General features: G+C 37.9%; 23 protein-coding genes. 19 read left to right on the top strand and 4 right to left on the bottom strand.

Annotated features, from left to right (window positions below; translation table 11 throughout):
- Positions 1-43: 43 nt before the first annotated feature.
- Together ACMZ42_RS13375 and ACMZ42_RS13370 are read right to left on the bottom strand one after the other, a co-directional pair.
- Positions 44-313 (bottom strand): hypothetical protein, encoded by a 270-nt coding sequence (locus ACMZ42_RS13375; protein ID WP_415731772.1) that lies wholly within the window; start codon positions 311-313, stop codon positions 44-46.
- 78 nt (positions 314-391) lie between these two features.
- Positions 392-604 (bottom strand): hypothetical protein, encoded by a 213-nt coding sequence (locus tag ACMZ42_RS13370; protein ID WP_415731771.1) that lies wholly within the window; start codon positions 602-604, stop codon positions 392-394.
- A gap of 138 nt (positions 605-742) precedes the next feature.
- On the opposite strand from ACMZ42_RS13370, the gene lspA reads away from it, so the two are divergent.
- The 12 genes from lspA to pyrE all read left to right on the top strand — a co-directional run bounded on the left by lspA (position 743) and on the right by pyrE (position 14,037).
- Positions 743-1,222 carry a signal peptidase II gene (gene lspA, locus ACMZ42_RS13365; RefSeq protein ID WP_370075304.1) on the top strand — a complete coding sequence of 160 codons (480 nt, stop codon included), beginning with the start codon at positions 743-745 and terminating at the stop codon, positions 1,220-1,222.
- Complete coding sequence (locus ACMZ42_RS13360; RefSeq protein WP_415731770.1) at positions 1,219-2,130, top strand: RluA family pseudouridine synthase; 912 nt, start codon at positions 1,219-1,221, stop codon at positions 2,128-2,130. The genes lspA and ACMZ42_RS13360 overlap by 4 nt, the downstream gene beginning before the upstream one ends.
- A 240-nt stretch (positions 2,131-2,370) precedes the next feature.
- Positions 2,371-2,913, top strand: a complete 543-nt coding sequence (gene pyrR / locus ACMZ42_RS13355; protein WP_370075302.1) for a bifunctional pyr operon transcriptional regulator/uracil phosphoribosyltransferase PyrR — start codon at positions 2,371-2,373, stop codon at positions 2,911-2,913.
- A 20-nt stretch (positions 2,914-2,933) separates the two neighbouring features.
- Entirely contained in the window at positions 2,934-4,244 is a 1,311-nt protein-coding gene (locus ACMZ42_RS13350; protein WP_415731769.1) for a solute carrier family 23 protein, read from the top strand.
- A gap of 326 nt (positions 4,245-4,570) precedes the next feature.
- Positions 4,571-5,449 carry an aspartate carbamoyltransferase catalytic subunit gene (locus ACMZ42_RS13345; RefSeq protein WP_415731768.1) on the top strand — a complete coding sequence of 293 codons (879 nt, stop codon included), beginning with the start codon at positions 4,571-4,573 and terminating at the stop codon, positions 5,447-5,449.
- Position 5,450: 1 nt separating this feature from the next.
- Positions 5,451-6,728 carry a dihydroorotase gene (locus tag ACMZ42_RS13340; protein WP_415731767.1) on the top strand — a complete coding sequence of 426 codons (1,278 nt, stop codon included), beginning with the start codon at positions 5,451-5,453 and terminating at the stop codon, positions 6,726-6,728.
- The gene (locus tag ACMZ42_RS13335) at positions 6,728-7,828 is read left to right on the top strand and encodes a carbamoyl phosphate synthase small subunit (RefSeq protein WP_049668365.1); all 1,101 of its coding nucleotides are present in this window, start codon (positions 6,728-6,730) and stop codon (positions 7,826-7,828) included. The genes ACMZ42_RS13340 and ACMZ42_RS13335 overlap by 1 nt, the downstream gene beginning before the upstream one ends.
- Positions 7,821-11,018: a carbamoyl-phosphate synthase large subunit gene (gene carB / locus ACMZ42_RS13330; protein WP_415731766.1), complete on the top strand. Its 3,198-nt coding sequence runs from the start codon at positions 7,821-7,823 to the stop codon at positions 11,016-11,018. The genes ACMZ42_RS13335 and carB overlap by 8 nt, the downstream gene beginning before the upstream one ends.
- Before the next feature lies 1 nt (position 11,019).
- Positions 11,020-11,793, top strand: coding sequence for a dihydroorotate dehydrogenase electron transfer subunit (locus ACMZ42_RS13325; protein ID WP_403014878.1), 774 nt, complete (start codon positions 11,020-11,022; stop codon positions 11,791-11,793).
- Positions 11,790-12,704, top strand: coding sequence for a dihydroorotate dehydrogenase (locus ACMZ42_RS13320; RefSeq protein ID WP_415731765.1), 915 nt, complete (start codon positions 11,790-11,792; stop codon positions 12,702-12,704). Before ACMZ42_RS13325 ends, ACMZ42_RS13320 begins: the two co-directional genes overlap by 4 nt.
- On the top strand, positions 12,701-13,405 hold the full coding sequence (gene pyrF, locus ACMZ42_RS13315; protein WP_370075296.1) for an orotidine-5'-phosphate decarboxylase: 705 nt from the start codon (positions 12,701-12,703) through the stop codon (positions 13,403-13,405). Before ACMZ42_RS13320 ends, pyrF begins: the two co-directional genes overlap by 4 nt.
- A 2-nt stretch (positions 13,406-13,407) precedes the next feature.
- Positions 13,408-14,037, top strand: a complete 630-nt coding sequence (gene pyrE, locus ACMZ42_RS13310) for an orotate phosphoribosyltransferase (protein ID WP_370075295.1) — start codon at positions 13,408-13,410, stop codon at positions 14,035-14,037.
- Positions 14,038-14,327: 290 nt separating this feature from the next.
- On the opposite strand, the gene ACMZ42_RS13305 is transcribed toward pyrE, so the two are convergent.
- Together ACMZ42_RS13305 and ACMZ42_RS13300 are read right to left on the bottom strand one after the other, a co-directional pair.
- Positions 14,328-14,603, bottom strand: coding sequence for a hypothetical protein (locus tag ACMZ42_RS13305; protein WP_415731764.1), 276 nt, complete (start codon positions 14,601-14,603; stop codon positions 14,328-14,330).
- 83 nt (positions 14,604-14,686) lie between these two features.
- Positions 14,687-16,216 (bottom strand): cardiolipin synthase, encoded by a 1,530-nt coding sequence (locus tag ACMZ42_RS13300; protein WP_415731763.1) that lies wholly within the window; start codon positions 16,214-16,216, stop codon positions 14,687-14,689.
- 1,015 nt (positions 16,217-17,231) lie between these two features.
- Here ACMZ42_RS13300 and ACMZ42_RS13295 point away from each other — a divergent pair.
- The 7 genes from ACMZ42_RS13295 to ACMZ42_RS13265 all read left to right on the top strand — a co-directional run bounded on the left by ACMZ42_RS13295 (position 17,232) and on the right by ACMZ42_RS13265 (position 25,755).
- Positions 17,232-18,221, top strand: coding sequence for an ABC transporter ATP-binding protein (locus ACMZ42_RS13295; RefSeq protein ID WP_415731801.1), 990 nt, complete (start codon positions 17,232-17,234; stop codon positions 18,219-18,221).
- 1 nt (position 18,222) lies between these two features.
- Positions 18,223-19,167 carry an ATP-binding cassette domain-containing protein gene (locus ACMZ42_RS13290; RefSeq protein ID WP_415731762.1) on the top strand — a complete coding sequence of 315 codons (945 nt, stop codon included), beginning with the start codon at positions 18,223-18,225 and terminating at the stop codon, positions 19,165-19,167.
- A 2-nt stretch (positions 19,168-19,169) separates the two neighbouring features.
- Positions 19,170-20,132: an oligopeptide ABC transporter permease gene (opp4B, locus tag ACMZ42_RS13285; RefSeq protein WP_132357499.1), complete on the top strand. Its 963-nt coding sequence runs from the start codon at positions 19,170-19,172 to the stop codon at positions 20,130-20,132.
- 26 nt (positions 20,133-20,158) lie between these two features.
- Positions 20,159-21,061, top strand: a complete 903-nt coding sequence (locus tag ACMZ42_RS13280) for an ABC transporter permease (RefSeq protein ID WP_415731761.1) — start codon at positions 20,159-20,161, stop codon at positions 21,059-21,061.
- Between the two features lie 13 nt (positions 21,062-21,074).
- Positions 21,075-22,886 (top strand): oligopeptide ABC transporter substrate-binding protein, encoded by a 1,812-nt coding sequence (locus ACMZ42_RS13275; protein WP_415731760.1) that lies wholly within the window; start codon positions 21,075-21,077, stop codon positions 22,884-22,886.
- 885 nt (positions 22,887-23,771) lie between these two features.
- On the top strand, positions 23,772-24,791 hold the full coding sequence (locus ACMZ42_RS13270; protein ID WP_415731759.1) for an ABC transporter ATP-binding protein: 1,020 nt from the start codon (positions 23,772-23,774) through the stop codon (positions 24,789-24,791).
- Positions 24,772-25,755 carry an ABC transporter ATP-binding protein gene (locus tag ACMZ42_RS13265; protein ID WP_415731758.1) on the top strand — a complete coding sequence of 328 codons (984 nt, stop codon included), beginning with the start codon at positions 24,772-24,774 and terminating at the stop codon, positions 25,753-25,755. Before ACMZ42_RS13270 ends, ACMZ42_RS13265 begins: the two co-directional genes overlap by 20 nt.
- Positions 25,756-25,771: the final 16 nt, after the last annotated feature.

The following is a 25,771-nucleotide window of genomic DNA, read 5'->3' as shown; positions in this document are numbered from 1 at the left end:
GAGCCGAAGCGACGGAAGAAAACCAGAGCGACGAAAAGAAGAGTCAAAGCGACGGATAGGAAGTCCAGAGCGACGGAAAGAAGAGCCGAAGTGACGGAAGAAAACCAGAGTGACGGAAAGAAGAGCCAGAACGACGGATAGAAATGCCAAAGCGACGGAAGAAGAGCTGAAGTGACGGAAGAAAACCAGAGCGACGGATAGAAAGGCCAGAGTGACGGAAAGAAGAGTCAAAACGACGGATAGAAATGCCAGAGCGACGGAAAGAAGAGCCGAAGCGACGGAAGAAAACCAGAGCGACGAAAAGAAGAGTCAAAGCGATGGATAGAAAGGCCAGAGCGACGGAAAGAAGAGCCGAAGCGACGGAAGAAAACCAGAGCGACGAAAAGAAGAGTCAAAGCGACGGATAGGAAGTCCAGAGCGACGGAAAGAAGAGCCGAAGCGACGGAAGAAAACCAGAGTGACGGAAAGAAGAGCCAGAACGACGGATAGAAATGCCAAAGCGACGGAAAGAAAAGCCAGAATGACGGATTGAAACCAGAGCGACGGAAAGAAGAGTCAAAACGACGGATAGAAATGCCAAAGCGACAGATAGCTCAACAAACATCCGCAGGAAAGCGCTCGTTCGGAATGAAAATCAACCCCACACAATGGTATTGATCCATATTTTCATGCTATATTAGTTATTCTGAGATGGGCTGTTATGGTAGAATAGGTTAGATGTTGAGCGAACGGAGGAGTGTCTGTGTATAAATATTATGGATTGGCCGCATTCGTGATTCTTTTAGATCAATGGACGAAATGGCTAATTGTGAAAAATATGGAGTTACGCGAACGAATTTCAGTATGGGATCCGTGGTTTGGGATATTGTCTCATCGAAATAAAGGAGCAGCATGGGGAATGTTAGAAGGCCAAATGTGGTTATTTAGCATTGTCACGATAGGTGTTATTTGTGCCATCCTATATTTTTATCATAAAGAGGCTAAAGGTAAACCTATTTTTCAAGTGGGCTTAATGCTTTTATTAGGCGGAGCTGTAGGGAATTTTATTGACCGTATCTTTAGAGGTGAAGTGGTCGATTTTGTAAATGTATTAATTCCAGTAATTAATTATGATTTCCCAATCTTCAATATTGCGGATGCAGCTTTAACAATGGCGGTAGTAATATTAATGATTGGCATAATCATGGAGGATAAAAAAGGAAAGAAACAGGTGAAAGAATGACGCAAGTATCATTTACAATGGAAGAACAACAACAGGGAGAGCGCATTGATAAGGCGCTTTCGGGTGTGCAATCAGAGTGGTCGCGTACACAAATTGGTAATTGGATTACTGATGGTATTATCAAAGTAAATGGAGAGACTGTCAAGGCGAAGTATAAGGTAAAAGTAGGGGATATTGTAGAAATTGATGTACCCGAAGCAGAGCCATTAGATGTCATTCCTGAAAACTTAGATCTTGATATTGTTTATGAGGATGCAGATGTCCTTGTTGTGAATAAACCAAAGGGCATGGTTGTCCATCCAGCGCCTGGACATATGACGGGTACACTAGTGAATGGTTTAATGCATCATTGTAAGGATTTGTCGGGTATCAATGGCATTATGCGACCAGGAATTGTGCATCGTATTGATAAAGATACATCAGGATTATTGATGGTTGCTAAAAATGATGCAGCTCATGAATCGTTAGTGAATCAGCTAGTCAATAAAACAGTGACACGTAAATATACGGCGCTAGTTCACGGGCATATTGCACATGATAAAGGCACAATTGATGCACCGATTGGACGCGATCAAAAAGATCGTCAAAAACAAGCAGTTGTCGATAAAGGGAAGCATGCAGTAACTCACTTCCAAGTTATCGAACGCTTTGGTGAATACACTCTTGTAGAATGTCGTTTAGAAACAGGACGAACTCATCAAATTCGCGTGCATATGAAATATATTGGCTACCCTCTTGTTGGTGATCCAAAATATGGACCAAAAAAGACAATAGACTTTAATGGACAAGTATTACATGCAGGAATTTTAGGATTCGATCACCCTACATCAGGCGAATATATGGAGTTCGAAGCACCACTTCCTGCTGATTATGAACAATTATTACTAGATTTAAGAAATAAGCATTGACGTATAGGAAAAGAAGGTCTATACTAACGAAAGTGAATGAACAACTTAACTAAATATTCACCTTTAATGACAGTCCAGAGAGGCTGAGAAGGTACATGTGAATGTGTTGTAAAAAATTTGTGCTGCAAATTTTCCAACATACTATTTAAACACGTATATAACCCTCTCAGGCCATTCGCCTTGAGAGGTTTTTTTATGGACACATGACCAACAATAAATAAAAGAGAGGAGGAAACTTACATGGCACAAAATGAGCTATTAGATGGCCCATCTATGGCAAGAGCGTTAACACGCATTGCACATGAAATTATTGAACGTAATAAAGGAATCGATGAATGTATTTTAGTTGGTATTAAAACACGAGGTGCCTTTCTTGCAAGACGCCTTGCAGAACGAATTGAAAAAATTGAAGGCAAACCAATCCGTACGGGGGAGCTAGACATCACCCTCTATCGAGATGATTTAACGACAAAGCATGATAATGAACAGGCACATGTTGAACAAGTAGATATTGATGATGTGGTCGTTAATCAAAAAATTATTTTAGTCGATGATGTACTTTATACAGGACGTACAGTACGCGCAGCACTTGATGCAGTAATGGATTTAGGACGACCTTCACAAATTCAACTTGCAGTCCTGATCGACAGAGGACATAGAGAACTACCAATAAGAGCTGATTATGTTGGCAAAAATGTACCAACATCTGGAACAGAGCGTATTGTCGTAAATTTACAAGAGGTAGACGGAGAAGATTGCGTCATCATTTTTAAAGAAGACTAACTATAAAGTGAGGAAACATTATGTCAAATGCAGTATTAGATATTAAGGATAAACCGACCCCAGTCCAACTAGTGACATTAAGTTTCCAGCACATGTTTGCCATGTTTGGGTCAACGATCTTAGTTCCTCAGTTGGTTGGTCTTAGTCCAGCGATTGCCCTTTTAACAAGTGGAATTGCTACACTGTTCTTCTTATTAATTACGAAATTTCAAGTGCCGGCATATTTAGGTTCATCCTTTGCCTTTATTGCCCCGATTTTACTTGTCGCAGGTGGTTTAAATAAAGATGGTTCAAGTGTAAATCCAGGTCATGCGATGATTGGTGCAATGGCAGTCGGGATTACATATGGTATCGTATCCCTAATCATCTGGAAAAGCGGCTACAAATGGATTATGAAAATTTTACCACCGATTGTGGTAGGACCTGTTATAATGGTAATTGGTCTTGGATTATCAGGGACAGCGGTAAGTATGGCGATGAATGTTGATGGTAAATATAGCTTTTTACACTTCTCAGCAGCGTTAGTGACTTTATTTACAGCTATAATTTTCACGATTTTCTTTAGAGGTATTTTAAGCACAATGCCAATCTTAATTGGCTTAATCGTGGGATATATTTACTCAATGATGATCGGAATTGTAGATTATTCACCAATTACCAAAGCAGATTTCTTTGCAAAGCCTGAGTTTTTAATCCCAGGTGTTCATTACGACTTTGAAATCACAACAAAGCTACTCCTAACAATGGTACCAATCGTTATCGTCACTATTTCAGAGCATATCGGTCACCAGTTAGTATTAGGGAAAGTTGTTAATCGAGATTATATTAAAGAGCCAGGGTTACATCGTTCGTTATTAGGGGACGGAATTGGAACATTTATTAGTGCATTAATCGGTGGTCCACCGAAAACAACTTACGGTGAAAATATCGGTGTCCTTGCAATCACGCGTGTTTACAGTGTGTATGTCATTGCAGGTGCAGCAGTCGTAGCCATTTTACTATCATTCTTCGGGAAAGCAATGGCAGTTATTGCAACGATTCCAACAGCTGTACTTGGTGGGGTTTCCATCTTGCTCTTCGGTATCATTGCAGCAAGTGGATTACGAATGTTAGTTGATAATCATATCGACTTTGGGAATAGTCGTAACTTGGTCATTGCCTCTGTTATTTTAGTCATTGGCATCGGTGGTGCAAAGTTCGTTATTTCGGAATCACTAAGTATCGAAGGTATGGCATTAGCAGCGATTATCGGTGTTGTTTTAAATGCCATACTGCCAGGTAAAAAAGAAGCAGATATACCAGTACCGTACAATCAAAATAAAAATTCATAGAAGTACCTTTTAATGAATTGTCCAGAGAGGCAAAAAAAGGGAAGTTGTAGATAAGCTTGTAGTAGGAATGTATCCTGCTGTAGTTTGTCACGCCTCCTTATGCCTCGTTGATGACATCAACGGGGCTTTTATTATCTTCATTCATCCCACCTCTGAAGGTGAGATGCATGAAGGTAAAGCCTCCGGCGGATGTCACGGATTTTGAAAGGAATGAATTGTGCTCGTACAATTCAAAATCCGGACGCAATTACGCCAAGGCGAAATTGATTTTATAAAACGTTAGTTATACATAACGTTCATGAAACACAACCCAGTGGAGGTACATGATGAAGAACTTATTATCGATGGAACATTTAACAATTGAAGAGATTAACAACATTCTAGATCGTGCGCAAGCTTTTGAGAATGGTGAAGCATCATCATTATCTCGCCCACACAACGTCGCAAATTTATTTTTTGAACCAAGTACACGCACGAAAACAAGCTTTGAAATGGCAGAGCGCAAAGTTGGTTGTATCGTTATCCCATTTGACGGTAGCTTTTCGAGCGTCTCTAAAGGGGAGACATTGTACGATACGGTAAAGACGCTAGAAATGATTGGTATGGATGCAGTAGTCATTCGCGCAAAAGAAGATGCGTATTACAATGAATTACTTGAAGGCATCAATGTGTCAATCATTAATGGAGGTGACGGCACTGGTCAGCATCCTTCTCAATCATTATTAGATCTTTATACAATCAAAAAAGAGTTTGGTTCTTTTGAAGGGTTGAATGTGACAATCGCTGGAGATATATGCCATAGCCGTGTAGCGAAATCGAATGCGTTAGCGTTACAGCGCTTAGGGGCAAATGTTCATTTCCTTTGTCCGGAAGAGTGGGAAGGCAGTTTCGAAGCGCATCATTCTTGGGATGATTTAATCGAAATAAGCGATGTGATTATGTTACTTCGTGTGCAACATGAACGCCATAAGGTAAATAAAAGCTTCTCAAAAGAGAGCTATCATCAAGAGTACGGTTTAACAATTGAACGTGAGAAACAAATGAAGGAAAAGGCAATTATTATGCATCCAGCACCGGTCAATCGTGATGTAGAAATTGCGTCAGAGCTAGTAGAATGCGAGCGTTCTAGAATTTTCGAGCAGGTTCGTAATGGTGTCTATACACGGATGGCTATAGTTGAAACAATTTTAAAGGGGAGAGAGTAACATGACAAAGGTTCTTCAAAATGTACAAATGCTAAATGAACAAGGTGAGCTACAAACAGTAAATATCGCTATGACAGATGGCAAAATTACTGCAATAGGTCAAAATGTAAATGTAGCAGGCGCAGAAATGATCGAAGGAAATGGTTTAGTTGTTGCACCAGGCTTTGTCGATGTTCATACACATTTACGTGAGCCAGGCTTTGAACATAAAGAAACAATTGCTACAGGGTCAGCATCAGCAGCAAAAGGTGGCTTCACAACAATTTGCGCGATGCCAAATACAAAACCAGTACCAGATTCAGTAGAAAACATGCAGCTGATTAACGGACTTATTAAAGAAAGTGCAGCTATTCGAGTACTTCCATACGGCTCATTAACAAGGGACATTTCAGGTGAGGTTCGTACAAATATTGAAGAATTAAAAGCACATGGGGCTGTCGCATTTTCAGATGATGGTGTTGGGATCCAGCTTGCTTCAACAATGTATGAGCAAATGAAGGATGCCGCACAGCACGATATGGTAGTTGTAGCTCACTGCGAAGATAACTCATTAATTTACGACGGAGTGATGCATGAAGGGAAGCGTAATCAAGAGCTTGATTTACCAGGAATTCCATCAATTTGTGAATCCGTTCAAATTGCACGAGATGTTCTACTGGCAGAAGCAGCTGGAGCACGCTACCACGTATGTCACGTATCAACGAAGGAATCTGTACGTGCAGTACGTGATGCGAAAGCAGCGGGTATTCGTGTCACTGCAGAAGTTTGCCCACATCATTTATTACTTGAAGAAATGGATATCCCATCAGATGATGCGAACTGGAAAATGAATCCTCCATTACGTGGAGCAGATGATAAAGATTCACTTCACGCAGCTATGCTGGACGGCACAATCGATTGTATCGCTACAGATCATGCTCCACATACAGTAGAAGAAAAATGCTGTGGTATGGTTGGTGCTCCGTTTGGCATTGTAGGCTTTGAAACAGCGTTCCCACTGCTTTACACACAGTTTGTAGAAACGGGGAAATGGTCGTTAAAACAGTTGATTGACTGGATGACTGTCAAGGCAGCTCAAATTTTCGATTTACCATATGGCACATTAGAAGTTGGTGCTTCGGCAGATATGATTTTAATTGATTTAAATAAAGAGCAAACAATTGATGCAGAAGGCTTTGTATCAAAAGGACGCAATACACCATTCAATGGTTGGGTTGCAAAAGGGTGGCCGGTTCTAACAATTTTTGAAGGCAATATCGTATACCAGGAGGCAGAGTAATGAAAAAACGTTTACTTATTTTAGAAGATGGCACAGTATTTACAGGCACAGCGTTCGGTAGTGAGAGAGCTTCACAAGGTGAGGTTGTATTCACGACAGGGATGACAGGTTATCAGGAAACAATTTCAGATCCTTCATTCTACGGACAAATCGTAACGTTAACTTACCCTTTAATCGGTAATTACGGTATTAACCGTGATGACTTTGAATCAATCACACCAGCTATCCGTGGGTTTGTAGTTCGTGAATTAGCAAAAACACCTTCAAACTTCCGTTGTGATTTAACGGTAGATGAGTACTTAACTTCAAAGGATATTCCGGGGATTGAAGGAATTGATACACGAAAATTAACACGCATTATTCGCAGTAAAGGGTCAGTAAAGGCTATATTAACAGCGGCTGATGAAGAAGTGAATGTGGATGAAGTCGTAGCAAAATTACAAGCAACACCAGCGATTACACATCATGTTCGTGAAGTATCACCGAAAGCAGCCTACCCATCACCAGGTCGTGGCAAACGAGTAGTATTAATTGATTACGGTATGAAGCACGGTATTCTTCGTGAGTTAAACAAACGTGATTGCGATGTGCTTGTAGTACCTTATAATACATCAGCAGAAGAAATTTTAGCATGGCATCCAGATGGGATTATGCTGTCAAACGGTCCAGGTAACCCTGAGGACGTAGTAGAAGGCATTGAAACCGTACGTAATTTAATCGGAAAAGTGCCAATGTTCGGTATTTGCTTAGGTCACCAAATCTTCTCGCTAGCATGTGGTGCACAAAGCTTTAAATTACCATTCGGTCACCGAGGTGGTAACCATCCGGTAAAAGATTTACGCACTGGTCGCACAGACTTAACATCTCAAAACCATGGTTATGCGATTGACATCGATTCATTAAAAGATACAGATTTAGAAATAACACATATCGCATTAAATGATGGTACTTGTGAGGGTGTACGTCACAAGAAATATCCAATCTTCACGGTGCAATATCACCCAGAAGCATCACCAGGTCCAGAGGATTCAAATCACTTATTTGATGAATTTATCGAAATGATGGAAGTAGAAGCAGGGAAGGGGAAACAACATGCCTAAACGTACAGATATTGAAACTATTTTAGTAATCGGATCAGGTCCAATCGTAATCGGACAAGCAGCAGAATTTGACTACGCAGGAACACAAGCTTGTCTTTCATTAAAAGAAGAAGGCTATCGCGTTATCTTAATAAACTCAAACCCTGCAACAATAATGACAGATACAGAAATTGCTGACAAAGTATATATTGAGCCAATTACACTTGAGTTCGTATCACGAATTCTACGTAAAGAGCGTCCAGATGCAATCCTACCAACACTTGGTGGTCAAACAGGTTTAAACATGGCCATTGAATTAGATAAATCAGGAATTTTAGATGAGCTTGATATTGAAATTCTTGGAACAAAATTAGAAGCAATCCATAAAGCAGAAGACCGCGATCTATTCCGTAATTTAATGTATGAGCTAGGTGCTCCAGTACCTGAATCAGATATTATTCATAACTTAGACGAGGCGAAAAACTTTGTAGCGAAAATTGGCTACCCAGTAATCGTTCGTCCTGCCTTCACACTTGGTGGTACAGGCGGCGGTATTTGCTACAACGATCAAGATCTAGAGGAGATCGTTACATCTGGTCTAAAATATTCACCAGTAACACAATGTTTACTAGAAAAATCAATCGCTGGTTATAAAGAAATCGAATATGAAGTAATGCGTGATGCTGCCGACAACGCTATCGTTGTATGTAACATGGAAAACGTTGACCCAGTTGGTATTCATACAGGTGACTCTATCGTAGTGGCACCTACACAAACACTTTCAGATCGAGAAAACCAAATGCTACGTAATATTTCATTAGATATTATCCGAGCACTAAAAATTGAAGGTGGCTGTAACGTACAGTTAGCACTTGATCCATATAGCTTTAATTACTATGTAATCGAAGTAAACCCTCGTGTATCGCGTTCATCAGCATTAGCATCAAAAGCAACAGGTTATCCAATTGCAAAGCTAGCAGCAAAAATCGCAGTTGGTTTAACATTAGATGAAATCAAAAACCCTGTAACAGGTTCTACGTATGCTTGCTTCGAGCCAGCTTTAGACTACATCGTGGCGAAAATTCCACGTTGGCCGTTCGATAAATTCGAATCAGCAAAACGTAATCTTGGTACACAAATGAAAGCGACTGGTGAAGTAATGGCACTTGGTCGTACATTTGAGGAAGCTATGCTAAAAGCAGTGCGCTCTCTTGAAACAGGTCAAGTTCACTTAGAGCTAAAACATGCAGAAGAAAACTCTGATTCTTGGATTGAAAAACGTATTCGCAAAGCAGGTGACGAGCGTCTATTCTTCATCGGTGAAGCACTTCGTCGCGGTGTAACAATTGAGCAAATCCATGAATGGTCTGCCATTGACTTATTCTTCTTAAATAAATTCAAAAACATCGTAGATATGGAGCAAACACTTGCTGACAATAAAGACGATAAAGAAGTGTTACGTACAGCAAAACGACTAGGCTTTGCAGATAAGAAAATTGCTGAGCTTTGGGAAACAACACCAGAAGAAGTATATGCATATCGTAAAGAAAATGGCATTATTCCAGTATACAAAATGGTGGATACGTGTGCAGCGGAGTTTGAATCTGAAACACCATACTTCTACGGCACATATGAGGATGAAAACGAATCGATCAAATCAGACAAGCCATCAGTTATTGTACTTGGTTCTGGTCCAATCCGCATTGGGCAAGGGGTAGAATTTGACTACGCAACAGTACACTCAGTATGGGCAATTCAAGAAGCAGGCTACGAAGCAATTATTATTAACTCGAATCCAGAGACAGTATCCACTGACTTCTCGGTTTCAGATAAATTATACTTTGAGCCATTAACAATCGAAGACGTTATGCATATTATCGACCTTGAGCAACCAATTGGAGTAGTTGTACAATTCGGTGGTCAAACAGCTATTAATCTAGCTGATAAATTAGCTGCCAATGGCGTGAAAATCCTAGGAACAACTCTTGAAGATATCGACCGTGCGGAAAATCGAGATAAATTCGAGCAAGCATTACGTGAATTGAACATTCCACAGCCACTAGGTCAAACAGCTGTATCTACGGAGGAAGCACTTGCTATTAGTGGACGTCTAGGCTTCCCGGTACTAGTTCGTCCTTCATACGTACTAGGTGGACGCGCAATGGAAATTGTCTACAACGAAGAGGAATTACAACATTATATGGAGAACGCGGTAGAAGCATCTCCAGATCATCCAGTGTTAGTAGACCGCTACTTAACGGGTCAAGAAATCGAAGTAGATGCCATTTGTGACGGTGAAAATGTCTTAATTCCAGGTATTATGGAGCATATCGAGCGAGCAGGGGTTCACTCTGGCGACTCGATCTCTGTATACCCGCCACAAAAATTAACACAAGCACAAAAAGATACGTTAGTGGATTATACAACTCGCCTTGCAAAAGGTCTTGGCATCATAGGCTTAATGAACATTCAATATGTTATTTCACAGGGCGAAGTATTTGTCATTGAGGTGAACCCTCGTTCATCTCGTACAGTACCGTTCTTAAGTAAAATTACAAACATTCCGATGGCGAATATTGCAACGAAAGCAATTCTTGGGAAATCAATTGTAGAACAAGGCTATCCAACAGGTTTAGCGCCTGAACAAAAAGGTGTCTTCGTGAAAGTGCCAGTATTCTCATTCGCTAAATTACGTCGTGTTGACATTACACTAGGGCCAGAAATGAAATCAACAGGTGAAGTAATGGGGAAAGATGCGACATTAGAAAAAGCACTTTACAAAGGCTTAGTTGCAGCAGGTATGGAAATTCGTACAGAAGGAACAGTATTGTTCACTGTATCCGATAAAGATAAAGAGGAAGCAATTGCACTTGCAAAACGCTTCTCAACAGTAGGCTATCGTATTGTCGCAACTGAAGGTACAGCTAAAGCGTTTGAAGCTGCAGGCGTACGCACAGATATAGTTGGCAAAATCGGTGCAAAAGGTGAAACATTAATCGATTTAATTCAAAACGGTGAGGCACAGCTTGTTGTCAACACTTTAACAAAAGGCAAGCAACCGGCACGTGATGGCTTCAGAATTCGTCGTGAGTCTGTAGAAAATGGTGTACCTTGCTTAACTTCATTAGACACAGCGGAAGCAATGGTTCGAGTTATTGAATCAATGACATTCACAGCAGAACAAATGCCAAAAGCGGAGGTAGTACATTAATATGATTCGTCAAGAGAAAATGACGGTCGTCTCTCAAAAGCAAATTGCGACAAACATTTTCGAATTGACACTTCGTGGAGAACTGGTTCAGGATATGACACCTGGCCAGTTTGTCCATGTAAAGGTGTCAGATTCATTGGAGCCGCTTTTACGTCGACCAATTAGTATTGCAAATATAGATAAAGACAACAACGAATTTACAATGATTTATCGTGCGGAGGGTCGTGGAACACAAGTGTTAGCGACAAATCGCGAAGGGCAGCTTGTCAATGTCCTTGGTCCAATCGGTAATGGATTCCCTGTAGAAGCAGTAAAAGAGGGAGGCACAGCTCTACTAGTTGGTGGGGGAATCGGAGTACCCCCATTACATGAGCTTTCCAAGCAATTAAACGCACGCGGTGTTAAAACAATTCATGTGCTAGGCTTCCAATCGGAAGATGTATGCTTCTATGAGGAAGAATTCAATGCCCTTGGTGAAACACATTATGTAACGGTTGACGGTTCTAAAGGAACAAAGGGCTTTGTCACAAATGTTTTAGAGTCACGAGCACCTGAATTCGATGTCTTTTATTCTTGCGGTCCGCTACCAATGTTAAAAGCACTTGAAGGCTTTTATCCAGAAAAAGAAGGTTATTTATCATTTGAGGAGCGTATGGGCTGTGGGATCGGTGCTTGCTTTGCATGCGTATGTAAAACAACAGACCAAGTAGCAAAAGACTATGTAAAAGTATGCTCTGACGGTCCAGTTTTCCCGAAAGGTACGGTGGCATTATGAGTCGTTTAAACATTCAATTACCAGGCTTAGACTTGAAGAATCCAATAATGCCAGCATCCGGTTGCTTTGGCTTTGGACGTGAATATGCACAGCTTTATGATTTATCAAAGCTTGGCGCTATTATGATTAAAGCTACGACTGTGGAAACACGTCCCGGCAATCCAACTCCACGCGTAGCAGAAACAGCAGCAGGGATGTTGAATGCAATTGGTTTACAAAACCCTGGCATTGAAAAAGTAATGAATGAAGAATTGAAGTTCTTAGAAAAGTATGATGTGCCAATAATTGCAAATGTTGCTGGTACGGAAACAGAAGATTACGTGGAAGTAGCACGACGTATTTCAACTGCAGGAAATGTGAAAGCATTAGAGCTTAACATTTCTTGTCCGAACGTTAAATGTGGCGGAATTCAATTTGGGACAGACCCTGCAACTGCACGTGAGTTAGTTAAAGCTGTCAAAGCTGTTTCTGAAGTGCCAGTATACGTGAAATTGTCTCCTAACGTAACGAATATCGTAGAAATTGCACAAGCTGTTGAAGCAGGTGGTGCAGATGGCATTACAATGATTAATACACTAATTGGTATGCGTTTAGACGAGCGTACAGGTAAACCAGTGATTGCCAATGGTACAGGCGGCTTATCTGGTCCTGCTGTAAAACCAGTAGCAATTCGCATGGTTTATGAAGTGTATAAGGCTGTCAATATTCCGATTATTGGGATGGGTGGCGTGACAGAGGCGCAGGATGTTATTGACTTTATGTCGGCTGGCGCTTCTGCAGTTGCTGTTGGAACAGCAAACTTTGTCGATCACTTCGTTTGTCCAACTACTATTGATGAACTACCAGCAAAGCTCGATAAATTAGGAGTAGAGCATATTTCAGAAATTATCGGGAGGAGCCATCGTCTATGAATACAAAACCAATACTTGCACTAGATTTTCCTGGAGAAGCAGAAGTATTCAACTTTCTAAAGCATTTTAACGAGCCTCTTTTCGTAAAAATCGGTATGGAATTATATATGCAGGAAGGGCCGGATATTGTACGCAAAGTAAAAGATCTAGGTCATGATATTTTTCTAGATTTAAAATTACATGATATTCCTAATACAGTGGGCTCTGCTATGAAAGGCCTAGCAAAATTAGGAGTAGATTTAGTCAACGTTCATGCTGCGGGCGGACGTCCGATGATGGAGGCAGCACTTGAGGGGCTTGAAGCGGGTACTCCGGCAGGACGTGAACGAGCGGCATTAATTGCTGTAACACAGCTGACGTCTACAACAGAAGAGCAAATGCACGCAGAGCAAAAAATTGCTTTATCTTTACAGGAGTCTGTATTACATTATGCAAGCTTAACAAAACAAGCTGGTTTAAATGGTGTTGTCTGCTCCGTACATGAGGCAAAAGCTATTGCTGAAGCATGCGGTGAAGATTTCTTGCGTGTGACACCTGGTATCCGATTAGCAGGTGGCGACGCACACGACCAAAAGCGCATTGCAACACCAGACGGCGCAAAACGTGACGGTTCTTCATTAATCGTCGTTGGACGTGCCGTTACAGGTGCACAAGATCCAGTAGCAGCATATAAAATCGTAAGTGAATTATGGGAGGCATAACTATGACATTACAAAATGAAATCGCACACGCTATGTTAAAAGTAGGTGCAGTAGAATTAAATCCAACAGAACTATTCACATGGGCATCAGGCATTAAATCCCCAATTTACTGTGATACACGTCTGACAATTTCTGACCCTGTAATTCGTAAGCAATTAGCAAACGGTCTAGCATCTCTTATTAAAGAAAACTTTGGTACAACAGAAATCGTAGCAGGGACAGCAACAGCAGGCATTCCACATGCTGCTTGGGTAAGTGATATTTTAGAATTACCAATGGTGTATGTACGCTCTAAAGCAAAAGAGCATGGCCGTGGTAACCAAATAGAAGGAAAATACGCAGCAGGTCAAAAAGTCGTAGTAGTAGAAGACATCGTTTCAACTGGCGGCTCATCCATTACAGCTGTTGAAGCTTTACGCGCAGCAGGTTGTGAAGTACTAGGCGTTATTTGCGTCTACACATACAACCTTCCACGCGCTGAACAAGCATTTGAAGAGGCAGGCATAAAATATGTATCTCTAACAAATTTCGATTATTTAATTGAAGCAGCTAATGAATCAGGCACTATTAAAGAGGAAGATATTCCATTCTTAAAAGACTGGCATGGGAAATTAAAAGCAGGAGAGCTTTAAATTCCTTCAGCGGGTGTTCAAACACCCGCTGAAAGAATTTAAGCCTCCGGCGGATGTCACGGAATCGAAAAGGAGTTAATAAAGGATGTTAGTCTAAAATCATCGCATCCATGCGATAACGGCTAACTGACCTGCATCGGTAAAAACGCCACGTCCTGTGGCATTACCGAAATGACCGACATCGTGTCGGCCCTCACGCAGGCCTAAGCACAAAGTCGATTCCGGACGCAATTATGCCGAGGTATAATTGATTTAATAAAGGGTGGTATGAATTTTTTCATACCACCCTTTCATTGTGTCAAATTAAATAAAGTATGGCTCTCCGGCAAAACGAGGGGTTGATTTCCGTTCCGGCTGGGCGCTTTCCAGGGGGCGTCCGATGCTCCAAAATGCCAATCGCTGATAAAGTGCCGAGAATCGCTGATAAAATCGAGAAAACCGCTGATAAAGTGCCAAGAATCGCTGATAACAACATGAGAACCGCCGATAGCATCATGAATCGCACCTGTAGTAAAGCGGTAGGTTGGAATGGAAATCATCCTCATTTCAAGCACATCAACATTCACAAAGATTTCCTTGACCATTTCAGACGGTAAATATACCCGAACAATATCGGGTATGTTTACAGCCTTTTTTATTTTTTAGTAACTTACAGTAGAGGAGAAATGAGTCGCATAAGTGATTCAAGCATGCGCTTTTGAATACTTCGCTTTTGAAATGACGCCCATGTAATTTCTATGGATTCTTTAAAATCTTGTTCAAAATCATCTTTTATATCCAGAACTGTTTTAGATTCATAAAGGACCGCAATGATTTCATAATTAAGCTCAAAACTACGAATATCCATATTTGCTGTACCAATTGATGCAATTTCATCATCGACAAGTATAATCTTAGCATGCATAAAAGCATCTTTCACGCGGTAAATGGAGACACCCGCTTTTAGAAGCGGTGTAAAGTATGATTGGGATGCTTGATCACTAATGATGCTATCGCCTTTTCCTGGATATAAAATGCGGACATCTACTCCAGAAAGTGCACTCAAACGTAATAATGTTAATGTTTCCTGATCAGGAATGAAGTATGGAGTGGCAATCCAAATTGACTTTTTTGCAGAACTCATAATTTTCAATAAAGCATTTCGAATACTTGTATCATCTGAGCTAGGTCCACTTGCAACGATTTGTACGGCACCTTCTGCCTGATGAATCCCTTGACTTGGAAAGTATGTGCTATCCATAAATTGATTCCAAGACTCAGTATTTAAACTACTAGTGGCATAGAGAAAATCTTCTAGGAAAATGGCTTGCAGTTTATATAATGCTTTTCCTTCTATTTTTAAATGACTATCACGCCAAATAGGAAACTTCTTCGAACGACCAAGATATTCATCTCCGACATTAAGCCCACCTGTAAAACCAATCGTCCCATCTACAATTACAATTTTCCGATGGTTACGATAATTTACGGTTTCTAATAGCCAAGGTGAAAGAATAGAATCAAATTCAACTACTTCAATTCCTGCTTCTTTCATTGGTTGTAAGAAACGTCTACGTAATTTACTACTGCCGAGTCCATCGAAAAGAAAGCGTACGATCACGCCAGATTTTGCTTTTTTTATTAAGGCGTCTCGAATCGTTGTACCGATTTCGTCTGATCGATAAATATAGTATTGAATATGAATATGATGTGTAGCATTTTCAATTGCTTGTAGGATTTCAGTAAACGTTTCATCACCATTTGTTAAGAGTTTTGTTGCTGTTTCATTTGCAACAGGACCACCGCCAAATTTTTGGATAACTTGTGTCAAGTAGGTGGATCGTTCATTTAAAGGGGAAGAGAGTTCTAAATTAAAACTTCTTCCTTCTAAAATTCCACGGAATAACTTCCTTTTTTCTTCTGAACGATGTAAATGTTTCTTTCTTCTCCAGCGACTTCTTCCGAATAGTAAGTACAGAAGTAAACCGATAACAGGGAGAATGGCTAATACTAAAAACCAAGCCAATGTACTTTGTGGGGAACGGTTTTCAATAAAAATAACGAAGGAAATTCCTATAATTGTGATAGGCAATAGTATGCCTATTAAGGTATATAAGGAAATAAAGGACTTATTTAAGACTCCGAGCATAATTGCCGCAATTGTAAATACAAATAGTAATTGGACTACGCGATTTTTCATATGTATACATTTTCACCTATTCTTTTTTATTTTTTTATAAGACGAAGTAGTACTTTAATAGTTTTATGATAAATTGTTTTCTTTTTATTTACAATATAGACACTTCCACGCTAACGGATATTGTTAGTAATGAGCAAATCTATATAGCTAATCGCAAATGCTTCCTCTACTGTAAATCAAAAATCTTTAATATTGATCATTTTAAAACATTTAGAGCAATATTTTCTCAATTATACTTCTCGAAAATGATAAACCAACTTAACCGAAAATAATAATTTACAGTTTATTAAGCGTAATATTTTCCATTCAAAGGTATGGAATATTTGAAATATTCATAAGATTAAAATAATTTAAGTTAGAAACTTAAATAAAAAAATTTACAATTAAATATTAAGAGGTATGTATATCTTTGTTGAAGAAAAAAAGAGGGATAATATTATTTCAATAAAATGAAATACTTGTATTTTATGATATGAATTATTTTTAATAAGTAATAAATATTTATTATTAATGTTATTATGTTGTTTTTTTAGGGAATAAAAATAGTTTTTTGTGAATAATTAACTAATATCTGACATTAATTGTTTTATTAAAATAATAGAGTGTTGAGAAATGAAATAATAAATAATGAATAATTATGGACTCGATTTCTAATGATTTTGATTATGATGTAAAGTCTAAATTATATTTATTTTTACAATAATTTAAAAATGTACTTGATTTAATATATTAATTCTAGATAAAATGATGGTACAATTAATTGTCAGATAATTCTTTTGTTGGAATAATATTTTGAGAATGAGAGTGATTATTAATGACAACAATTTATATGAAATTAAGATGCTTATTATATTCAAGGATAAAACTGTTTTAATTTTTCTGAAAATTGAAATGCACAGTGGTGATAACATTAAGTAAATAAAAGCAAATTCATTTAAATTGAATGTGGTTCTTTAAAAGTTGGTTTTTTCTTTTGATTTGATAGGGAGGTAATCGTGTGACTAATAATCATGAAATGATTATTGAGATTAATAATTTACGTACAAGCTTTCGGCGAGCAGATGAATATTTCGCTGCAGTAGATGGTGTTGATTTGCGCATTCGAAAAAATGAGGTGCTTGCAATTGTAGGTGAGTCAGGTTGTGGTAAAAGTACTTTAGCTACATCAATTGTTGGGTTACATAATCCTATCAACACAAAAATTGAAGGTGAAATATTATATAAAGGTAAAAATTTGGTAGATATAACGGAGCAGCAATATACCGAGTTACGCGGGAGTGATTTCGGTTTTATTTTCCAAGATCCACTGGCAGCACTGAATCCGTTAAAGCGAATCGGTTCCCAAATTGAAGAACCGCTTATATACCATACGAATTTAAATGAAGCACAACGCCGTGAGCGTGCAATGGAGTTATTACAGCAAGTAGGTATACATAACCCGGAACGTATTTATAAGCAATATCCGCATGAATTATCAGGTGGTATGCGACAACGCGTAATGATTGCGACAGCGATTGCATGTAAGCCACCTCTTATTATTGCAGATGAACCAACAACGGCATTAGATGTAACGATTCAAGCGCAAATACTAGATTTATTAAAAGAATTACAAATAGAGACAGAGTCAGGCATTTTGTTAATTACCCATGACTTAGGTGTAGTAGCTGAAGTAGCAGATCGTGTTGCAGTAATGTATGCTGGACAAATTGTCGAAGAAGCACCGGTTATTGAATTATTTAGAAATCCTAAACATCCATATACACGTTCGTTACTTAACTCTATTCCTCAATCCCATAAGGTAAATGAAAAGTTAGAGGTTATTCATGGGATGGTTCCTTCATTATTTAATTTGCCACGTGGAGGTTGTCGATTTGCACCGCGTGTTCCGTGGATTGACGAAAGCGCCCATGAGGAAAATCCAATATTACATGAGGTTGGACCAGAACATTTTGTTCGTTGTACGTGTTGGAAAGACTTTCACTTTAAGAAGGATGAGGGAAAATAATATGAGCTTTATGCAAATTAAAGATTTATGCGTGCATTATCCTATCCGTGGTGGTTTCTTCAATACCATTGTAGATCATGTTTATGCGGTAGATGGCATTAGTATGGAGTTTGAAAGAGGAAAAACATATGGTCTTGTTGGAGAATCAGGATGTGGTAAATCGACAACTGGTAAGGCAATTATTGGTTTGGAGAAAGTAACATCAGGTCAAATAATCTATGAAGGACAAGATGTAACGACAATGCGTCGTAGCGGTAATTCAGGATTTAATCGAGATGTACAAATGATTTTCCAAGATTCTCATTCAAGTATGAATCCAAGAAAACGTATACGTGATGTTATTGCAGAGCCTATTCGAAATTTCCTGCGTTTAAGTGAAGAGGAAGAACGGAAACGAGTTAACGAACTTTTGGCGATTGTTGGAATGCAAGAGGATGCCCAATATAAATATCCTCATGAATTTTCTGGTGGTCAAAAGCAACGATTGGGTATTGCACGTGCTTTGGCATGTCGCCCCAAATTAATAATTGCAGATGAACCTGTTTCTGCTCTTGATTTATCTGTACAAGCGCAGGTTTTAAACTTTATGCAAGATATACAAGAGGAATTTGGCGTAACGTACTTATTCATTTCACATGACTTAGGTGTTGTAAAGCATATGTGTGATGAAATCAATATTATGTACCGAGGACGCTTCGTAGAAAAAGGACAAAGAGAAGATATATATAATGATCCACGTCATATTTATACACATCGTTTATTATCTGCAATTCCAGATATTGAGCCTGAAACTCGTGTAGAACGTAAGCAAGAGCGTTTAAAAGTAAGTCAGTATTATAAAGAAAATCAACATAAATTTTTTGATAAAGACGGAAAAGTTTATCCTTTACAATCAATTTCAGATACACATGCCGTAGCATTGGCGTCGATTGAAGGAGGAATGTGATTATGTGGAAAACGGTTCTTCGAAGAGTCATCATCATGGTTCCACAAATTATTATTTTAAGTATGTTAGTGTTTATCATTGCTAAGCTAATGCCAGGCGATCCATTTACAGGTTTAATGGGACCAGAGACAGATCCTAACCGTATTGAAGAATTACGCGAAGCAGCAGGCTTAAACGACCCATGGTATCAACAATATGCTAGATGGGTGTCAAATGCAGTACATGGCGACTTAGGTAAAAGCTACACATATCAACGTAGTGTAACATCACTTATTGGTGAACGTGCACTCAATACTTTCTACTTATCATTAGTTGCAATGATACTAACGTATTTAATTGCAATTCCATTAGGGCTTCTAGCAGGTCGTTATCAAGATTCTCGATTAGACCGAGGAATTGTGTTTTATAACTTTTTAAGTATGGCAATACCTCCGTTCGTCTTTGGTTTAATTTTAATTTATGTATTCGGCTATATATTAGGCTGGGTTCCAACATCAGGTTCAGTAAATGTATTAACTGAAAAAGGTACTTTATCTTACTATTGGGATAAATTGTATCATATTATTACACCTGCTATTACGATGGCGGTTTTGGGTACGTATACAATCATTCAATATTTACGTTCAGAAATTATTGATTCTAAAAACCAAGACTATGTTAAAACAGCACGCAGTAAAGGTTTACCAATGAATAAAGTATATACACGACACATTTTCCGTAATTCATTAATTCCGATTGCGGCGGGTCTTGGGTTCACTATTACAGGTTTACTAGGCGGAACAATCTTTATTGAAACAATCTTTAGTTATCCAGGTATGGGAGAACTATTCATGTCTTCAATTGCGAGTCGTGACTATAGTGTAATTACAGCACTTATCGTGTTGTATGGTTTCTTGGGGTTACTTGGAAGTATGTTATCAGATATTATTTTAAGCATCGTAGACCCACGAATACGTATCGACTAACTTGCAAAGAATAGAGGTGACTTTACATGGATAAAACAGAAGAGAAAAAATTAGAAGAACAACATCGCCCAGCAGTAGGTTTCCAAGTCGTTTGGCGTGAGTTTAAAAAAGATAAATTAGCGATGTTTTCATTAATATTTTTAATATTATTAATAGCGGCAGTGTTTATTGCTAGTTTTATTATTGATGTAGACGAAATAATGAAAGTTAAATTACTAGGTCGCTTTGCGGAGCCAGGTGTTGATGGATATATTTTAGGTGCAGATGACGCCGGGCGCGATATTTTTGGACAATTAATTATCGGAGCTAAAAACTCTTTAATTATTGCTATATGTATTACGATTATTGCAGCAGTTATCGGTATTGTTATCGGTTTAATCACTGGCTATTACGCAGGTAAAGTTGATCTTGTTATTATGCGAATTATGGATTTCATTATGATTTTACCTAGTTTTATGATTACGATTGCTATCGTTTCAACGCTAGAGAAATATTCACCAATCCACATCGTCATATTATTAAGTATGTTTGCTTGGATTGGGAAGGCAAGGTTAATACGTAGTAAAACATTAACTGAAGCTCGTCGAGATTATGTAAGTGCTTCAAAAACGATGGGTACAAGTGATTTTAAAATTATGTTTAGAGAAGTTCTACCAAACTTAAGCTCCATTATTATTGTTAACTTAACATTAAGTTTAGCTGGTAATATGGGTGCTGAAACAGGGCTTTCATTTTTAGGGTATGGCTTACCACCTTCAACACCAAGTTTAGGTACCCTAGTAAGCTATGCAAGAGATCCTGAGATTTTAGTAGATAAATGGTGGATTTGGTTACCCGCAGCATTATTTATTTTAGTAATGATGCTTGGTATAAATTATGTTGGTCAAGCGTTACGACGTGCGGCTGACTCAAGACAACGATTAGGCTAAGGAGGAAGGGTAAATGAAGAAAAAAAGTTATTTTCTTTTAACTTTACTATTGACACTAGTTTTAGCACTAGCGGCATGTAGTGGAGGAGGCAAAGAATCTTCAAAGGATTCTGATTCAAAAGGTGGTAATGATTCTGGAAAGAAAACTGAATCATCTCGTAGTTTTCCAATGGAAGTAGAGAATGAAGGAGAACCAATTAAAGGTGGCGTTTTACAAGTAGCTTTACCAAGTACATCACCGTTCAAAGGTATTTTTATACAAGAATTCTCCTCAGATACCAATGATTCAGCGATTATGAAATTTGCAAGTAACATTCTTTTTGATAATGACGGTGACTTTTTACTAACAGATACAGGTCTTGCAAGTCTAAAGGTTGACGCAGATGCAAATAAAGCAACTGTAAAAATACGTGAAAATGTAAAATGGTCTGACGGAGAGCCATTTACAATCGACGATGTTATTTTCCCTTATGAAATTATCGGTAGCCCTGATTATGAAGGTGTGCGTTACGATGATGATTTCCAAAATATTATTGGTGCTAAAGAGTATCATGATGGGAAAGCTGATACAATTTCAGGTTTAAAACGAGTAGATGATTATACATTAGAAATTTCGTTTAAATCAATTTCACCAGCAATTTACAGCGGTGGTGATGGATTATGGAGTTCAGCTGCACCAAAACATCAATTAAAAGATATTCCAGTGAAAGAAATGATAAGCTCTGATGCAGTGCGTGTAAATCCAGTAACTTTAGGGCCTTTCAAGTTCGATAAAATTGTTAATGGTGAGTCTGTGAAATTCGTTAAAAATGAAAATTATTGGAAGGGCGAACCTAAACTTGATGGGGTTGTAATAAAAGTAGTTTCCCCAGAGACATTACCGAAGGCATTAAATTCAGGAACCTATGACCTAGCAGTTGATGGTTTCCCAGGTTCAAAGATTACACAAATTGAAAATTCTAAGAACTTATCAATTCTATCGCGTCCTCGATTAGCTTATAACTATTTAAGCTTTAAGCTAGGTAAATTTGATAAAGCAAAAGGAATTAATATAACAGATAAAAATGCAAAATTAAATGATCCAAAATTACGTCAAGCATTAGCCTATGCAATCGATGTAGAAGGCGTTAACGAAAAATTAAGTAATGGTATTCATACACGTTCGACAACGTTAATTCCTCCGGCATTCGCATCATTCCATACAAAAGATATGCCAGGCTTCACATATGATGCTAAAAAGGCAAAACAATTATTAGATGAAGCAGGCTATAAAGATGTTGATGGCGATGGTATTCGTGAAGACAAAGATGGTAAACCATTTACAATCAAATTAGGTGCACAAGGTGGTACTGAGGTACTAGAATCTACGATTGAATACTACCGTCAAAACTGGAAAGAGGTAGGCATCAATGTTGAATTGGCTACTGGACGTCTAATGGAGTTTAACTCATTTAGTGATAAACTTAAAAAAGATGATCCAGAGATTGAAATGTTCTTTGGTGCTTGGAGTACAGGAACAAATCCATCTCCAAAAGGATTATATGGTGAGGGCGCATTATTCAACTACTCACGTTTTGTATCACCTGAATTAACTGCAATTTTAGATGATATTGATTCTAAAGAATCTTTAGATATAAATCATCGAAAAGAAGCATTCCGAAAGTTCGAAGAGTATATGTTTGAACAAGCTACAACAATTCCAACTGTAGCAATTACTGAGATTATTCCAGTTAATAAACGTGTTAAAAACTATAATGTTGACTATGCAAATGAAACTCAATATCAAGATATCGAGTTAACTGCTGATGCTCCATTAAAAAACTAAATAGCACATAGTTAAGTGTGAGAGTGTGTAAAGCTGTAGGCAAATTCCTTAAAAGGAATTTCCTACGGCTTTTTTACGTTTGTGTAACTTCAAATGTCCGTCGAGAAATTAATTTATTTTTTACAAAAAAATAAGGAGAAGTCCGTAACAAATAGTTGAATTAAATTATTTGTCTTCTGTAATAATTCTAGCTTTAAGGCGTTGATGTGTTAATAGAAAAAATTATTTATTAATAGTTATTAGGGAAAAGATGTGAAAGTGGTGAAATGTAAAAAATGGGATCAGCGTTATAGGTGAGACCCTGTAGCGCAATCGGACATCCTCAGCAAAGCACCCGGTCGGAATGGAAATCAATCACACGTTACGGTTACAGCTAAAATTCATCTAAAAACCTAATCCGAATAAATGTAGAATTTATGAGGAAAAGTATAAGGAATAAATGAATATTTGCTATATTGTCATAATAAAAAAGTAATACTTTAAACCGATAAAGTGGGAAGTCAACAAAATACTCATTGAAGAAAAAAACAAATTTATTGAGTGAAATTGGAATAGTTGTATGGATTAATTTGTATATAAGAATATAAGAAATGTAAAAATTCACTTGATTAAATGTATTATTTCTAGCTAAAATGATAATACACTTAATTATCAGAATATTATTTCATTTGGGATTTGCGCGAAAATTATTTGTGGAGTTGAGATTGATATTCTTTTAAATTGATGATTTTATACTTTGAAATGATTTTGAAATAAATTATTTTTGATGAACTTAATATCTAAATGTAATTTTTATGTAAAAAAGATAGTGCTTAACATGCAGCATCTAACTCAATACATTGGCAACAGTAGTTAAGTAAAAACTCTTAAAAGGTGTGATATAAAATGAGCTTAATGTTAGAAGTGAAAAACCTTAAAGCTGGTTTTGATATAGACGGGGAGCTATATCATGCAGTGGATGATGTTTCATTTTCAGTTAAATCTGGTCAGATCATTGGAGTGGTTGGTGAATCAGGTTGTGGAAAAAGTGTAATGTCTCTTTCTATTATGCAATTACTTCCCAAAGGAGTTGGTAAAATCACTGGAGGTGAAATAAGATTCCATGGGAAAAACATAGAGAACTATTCGAACGACGAGATGAATAAAATTAGAGGAAATGATATTAGTATGATTTTCCAGGAACCTATGACATCCTTAAATCCTGTTTTTACTATAGGCTCACAAATTGAAGAGATTATGCTTAATCATAGTAAAATGTCTAAAGCTGAGGCTAGAAGTAAGGCGATTGATTTGTTAAAACAGGTTGGCATTCCAAGAGCTGAAAAAATTGTGAATGAATACCCTCATCAATTGTCAGGTGGTATGAGGCAAAGAGTAATGATTGCTATCGCTATTGCTTGTCAGCCTAGACTTTTAATAGCGGATGAACCAACTACTGCACTTGATGTAACAGTTCAAGCCCAAATACTAGATTTATTGAAAAGTATTCAGGGGAAAAATAACATGTCTATTGTACTGATCACTCACGATTTAGGTGTAGTCGCGGAAATATGTGATGAAGTAATTATTATGTATGCTGGAAAGATCGTAGAACGAACAACTGTTGATAACTTGTTTTACAATCCCAAACACCCATATACGAAACTCTTAATGGAATCTATTCCGAGAATAGATACAGAAGTAAATGAGTTAGCTACTATTAAAGGCATTGTACCTTCTTTAAAAAATATGCCTCAAGTAGGCTGTCGTTTTGTTGATAGATGTCCATCGGCGATGCCTGAATGTAGCAGTGTTATGCCGCAGCTTACCTTCGTAGATGACAATCATGAAGTCTCTTGTTTACTTTATGAAGGCTGTAATTCTAGAAAGGGTGTGAGCAAACAATATGAATCAAACTTTAAATAATAAAGAAAATTTATTGGAGCTAATTAATTTAAAAACCTATTACCCGATTAAAGGTGGATTATTCAAACATACGATTGGACATGTTAAAGCAGTTGATAATATTTCTTTTGCCATAAAAAATGGTGAAACATTAGGGTTAGTAGGCGAATCTGGCTGTGGAAAGTCAACAACAGGTCGTACGATTTTAAGATTGTTAGACGCAACGGAAGGAAAAGTTATTTTTAATGGTCATGATATTACAAAATTGCAAGGAAAATCATTAAGAGAAATAAGGAAAGATATCCAAATGGTGTTTCAAGATCCTTATGCATCATTAAATCCTATGCAAATGGTAGGTAGTATCATAGCTGAACCAATCATGAATTACTATAAAAAATCACTTAAATCCTTAAAAAATGAAGTTTTAGAGCTTTTACAAAAAGTTGGCTTACCCGAAGATGCATATTACAAATATGCGCATGAATTTTCAGGTGGACAGCGTCAGCGGATTGGTATTGCTAGAGCACTTGCACTTAAACCAAAACTAATTATAGCGGATGAACCAGTTTCAGCATTAGATGTCTCTGTGCAATCTCAGGTTCTTAATCTGCTAAAAGAGTTACAGGATGAGTTTGACTTAACATTTTTATTTATTGCTCATGATTTAAGTGTTGTAAAACATATGAGTGATCGAATCGGTGTTATGTATTTAGGCAACATTGTGGAAATTGCAGATAAAGAACATATTTATGATGAACCACTTCATCCTTATACACAAGCGTTAATTTCTGCAATCCCGGTACCTGATCCAAGGAAAAAGAGTAGCCGTATCGTATTAGAGGGGGATATCCCTAGTCCGGCTAATCCTCCTAAGGGGTGCCCTTTCCATCCACGTTGTCCAAAGGCGATGGCAGAGTGTTCATTATCTAAACCAACCTTAAAGGAGGTGAAGCGGGGGCATAGAGTTGCATGCCATTTATATTAAAAAATAATAAGAAAAT

The organism is Lysinibacillus sp. NPDC056185 (assembly GCF_047737915.1).
Taxonomy (GTDB): domain Bacteria; phylum Bacillota; class Bacilli; order Bacillales_A; family Planococcaceae; genus Lysinibacillus.
This window is presented reverse-complemented; position numbering and strand designations above follow the sequence as displayed.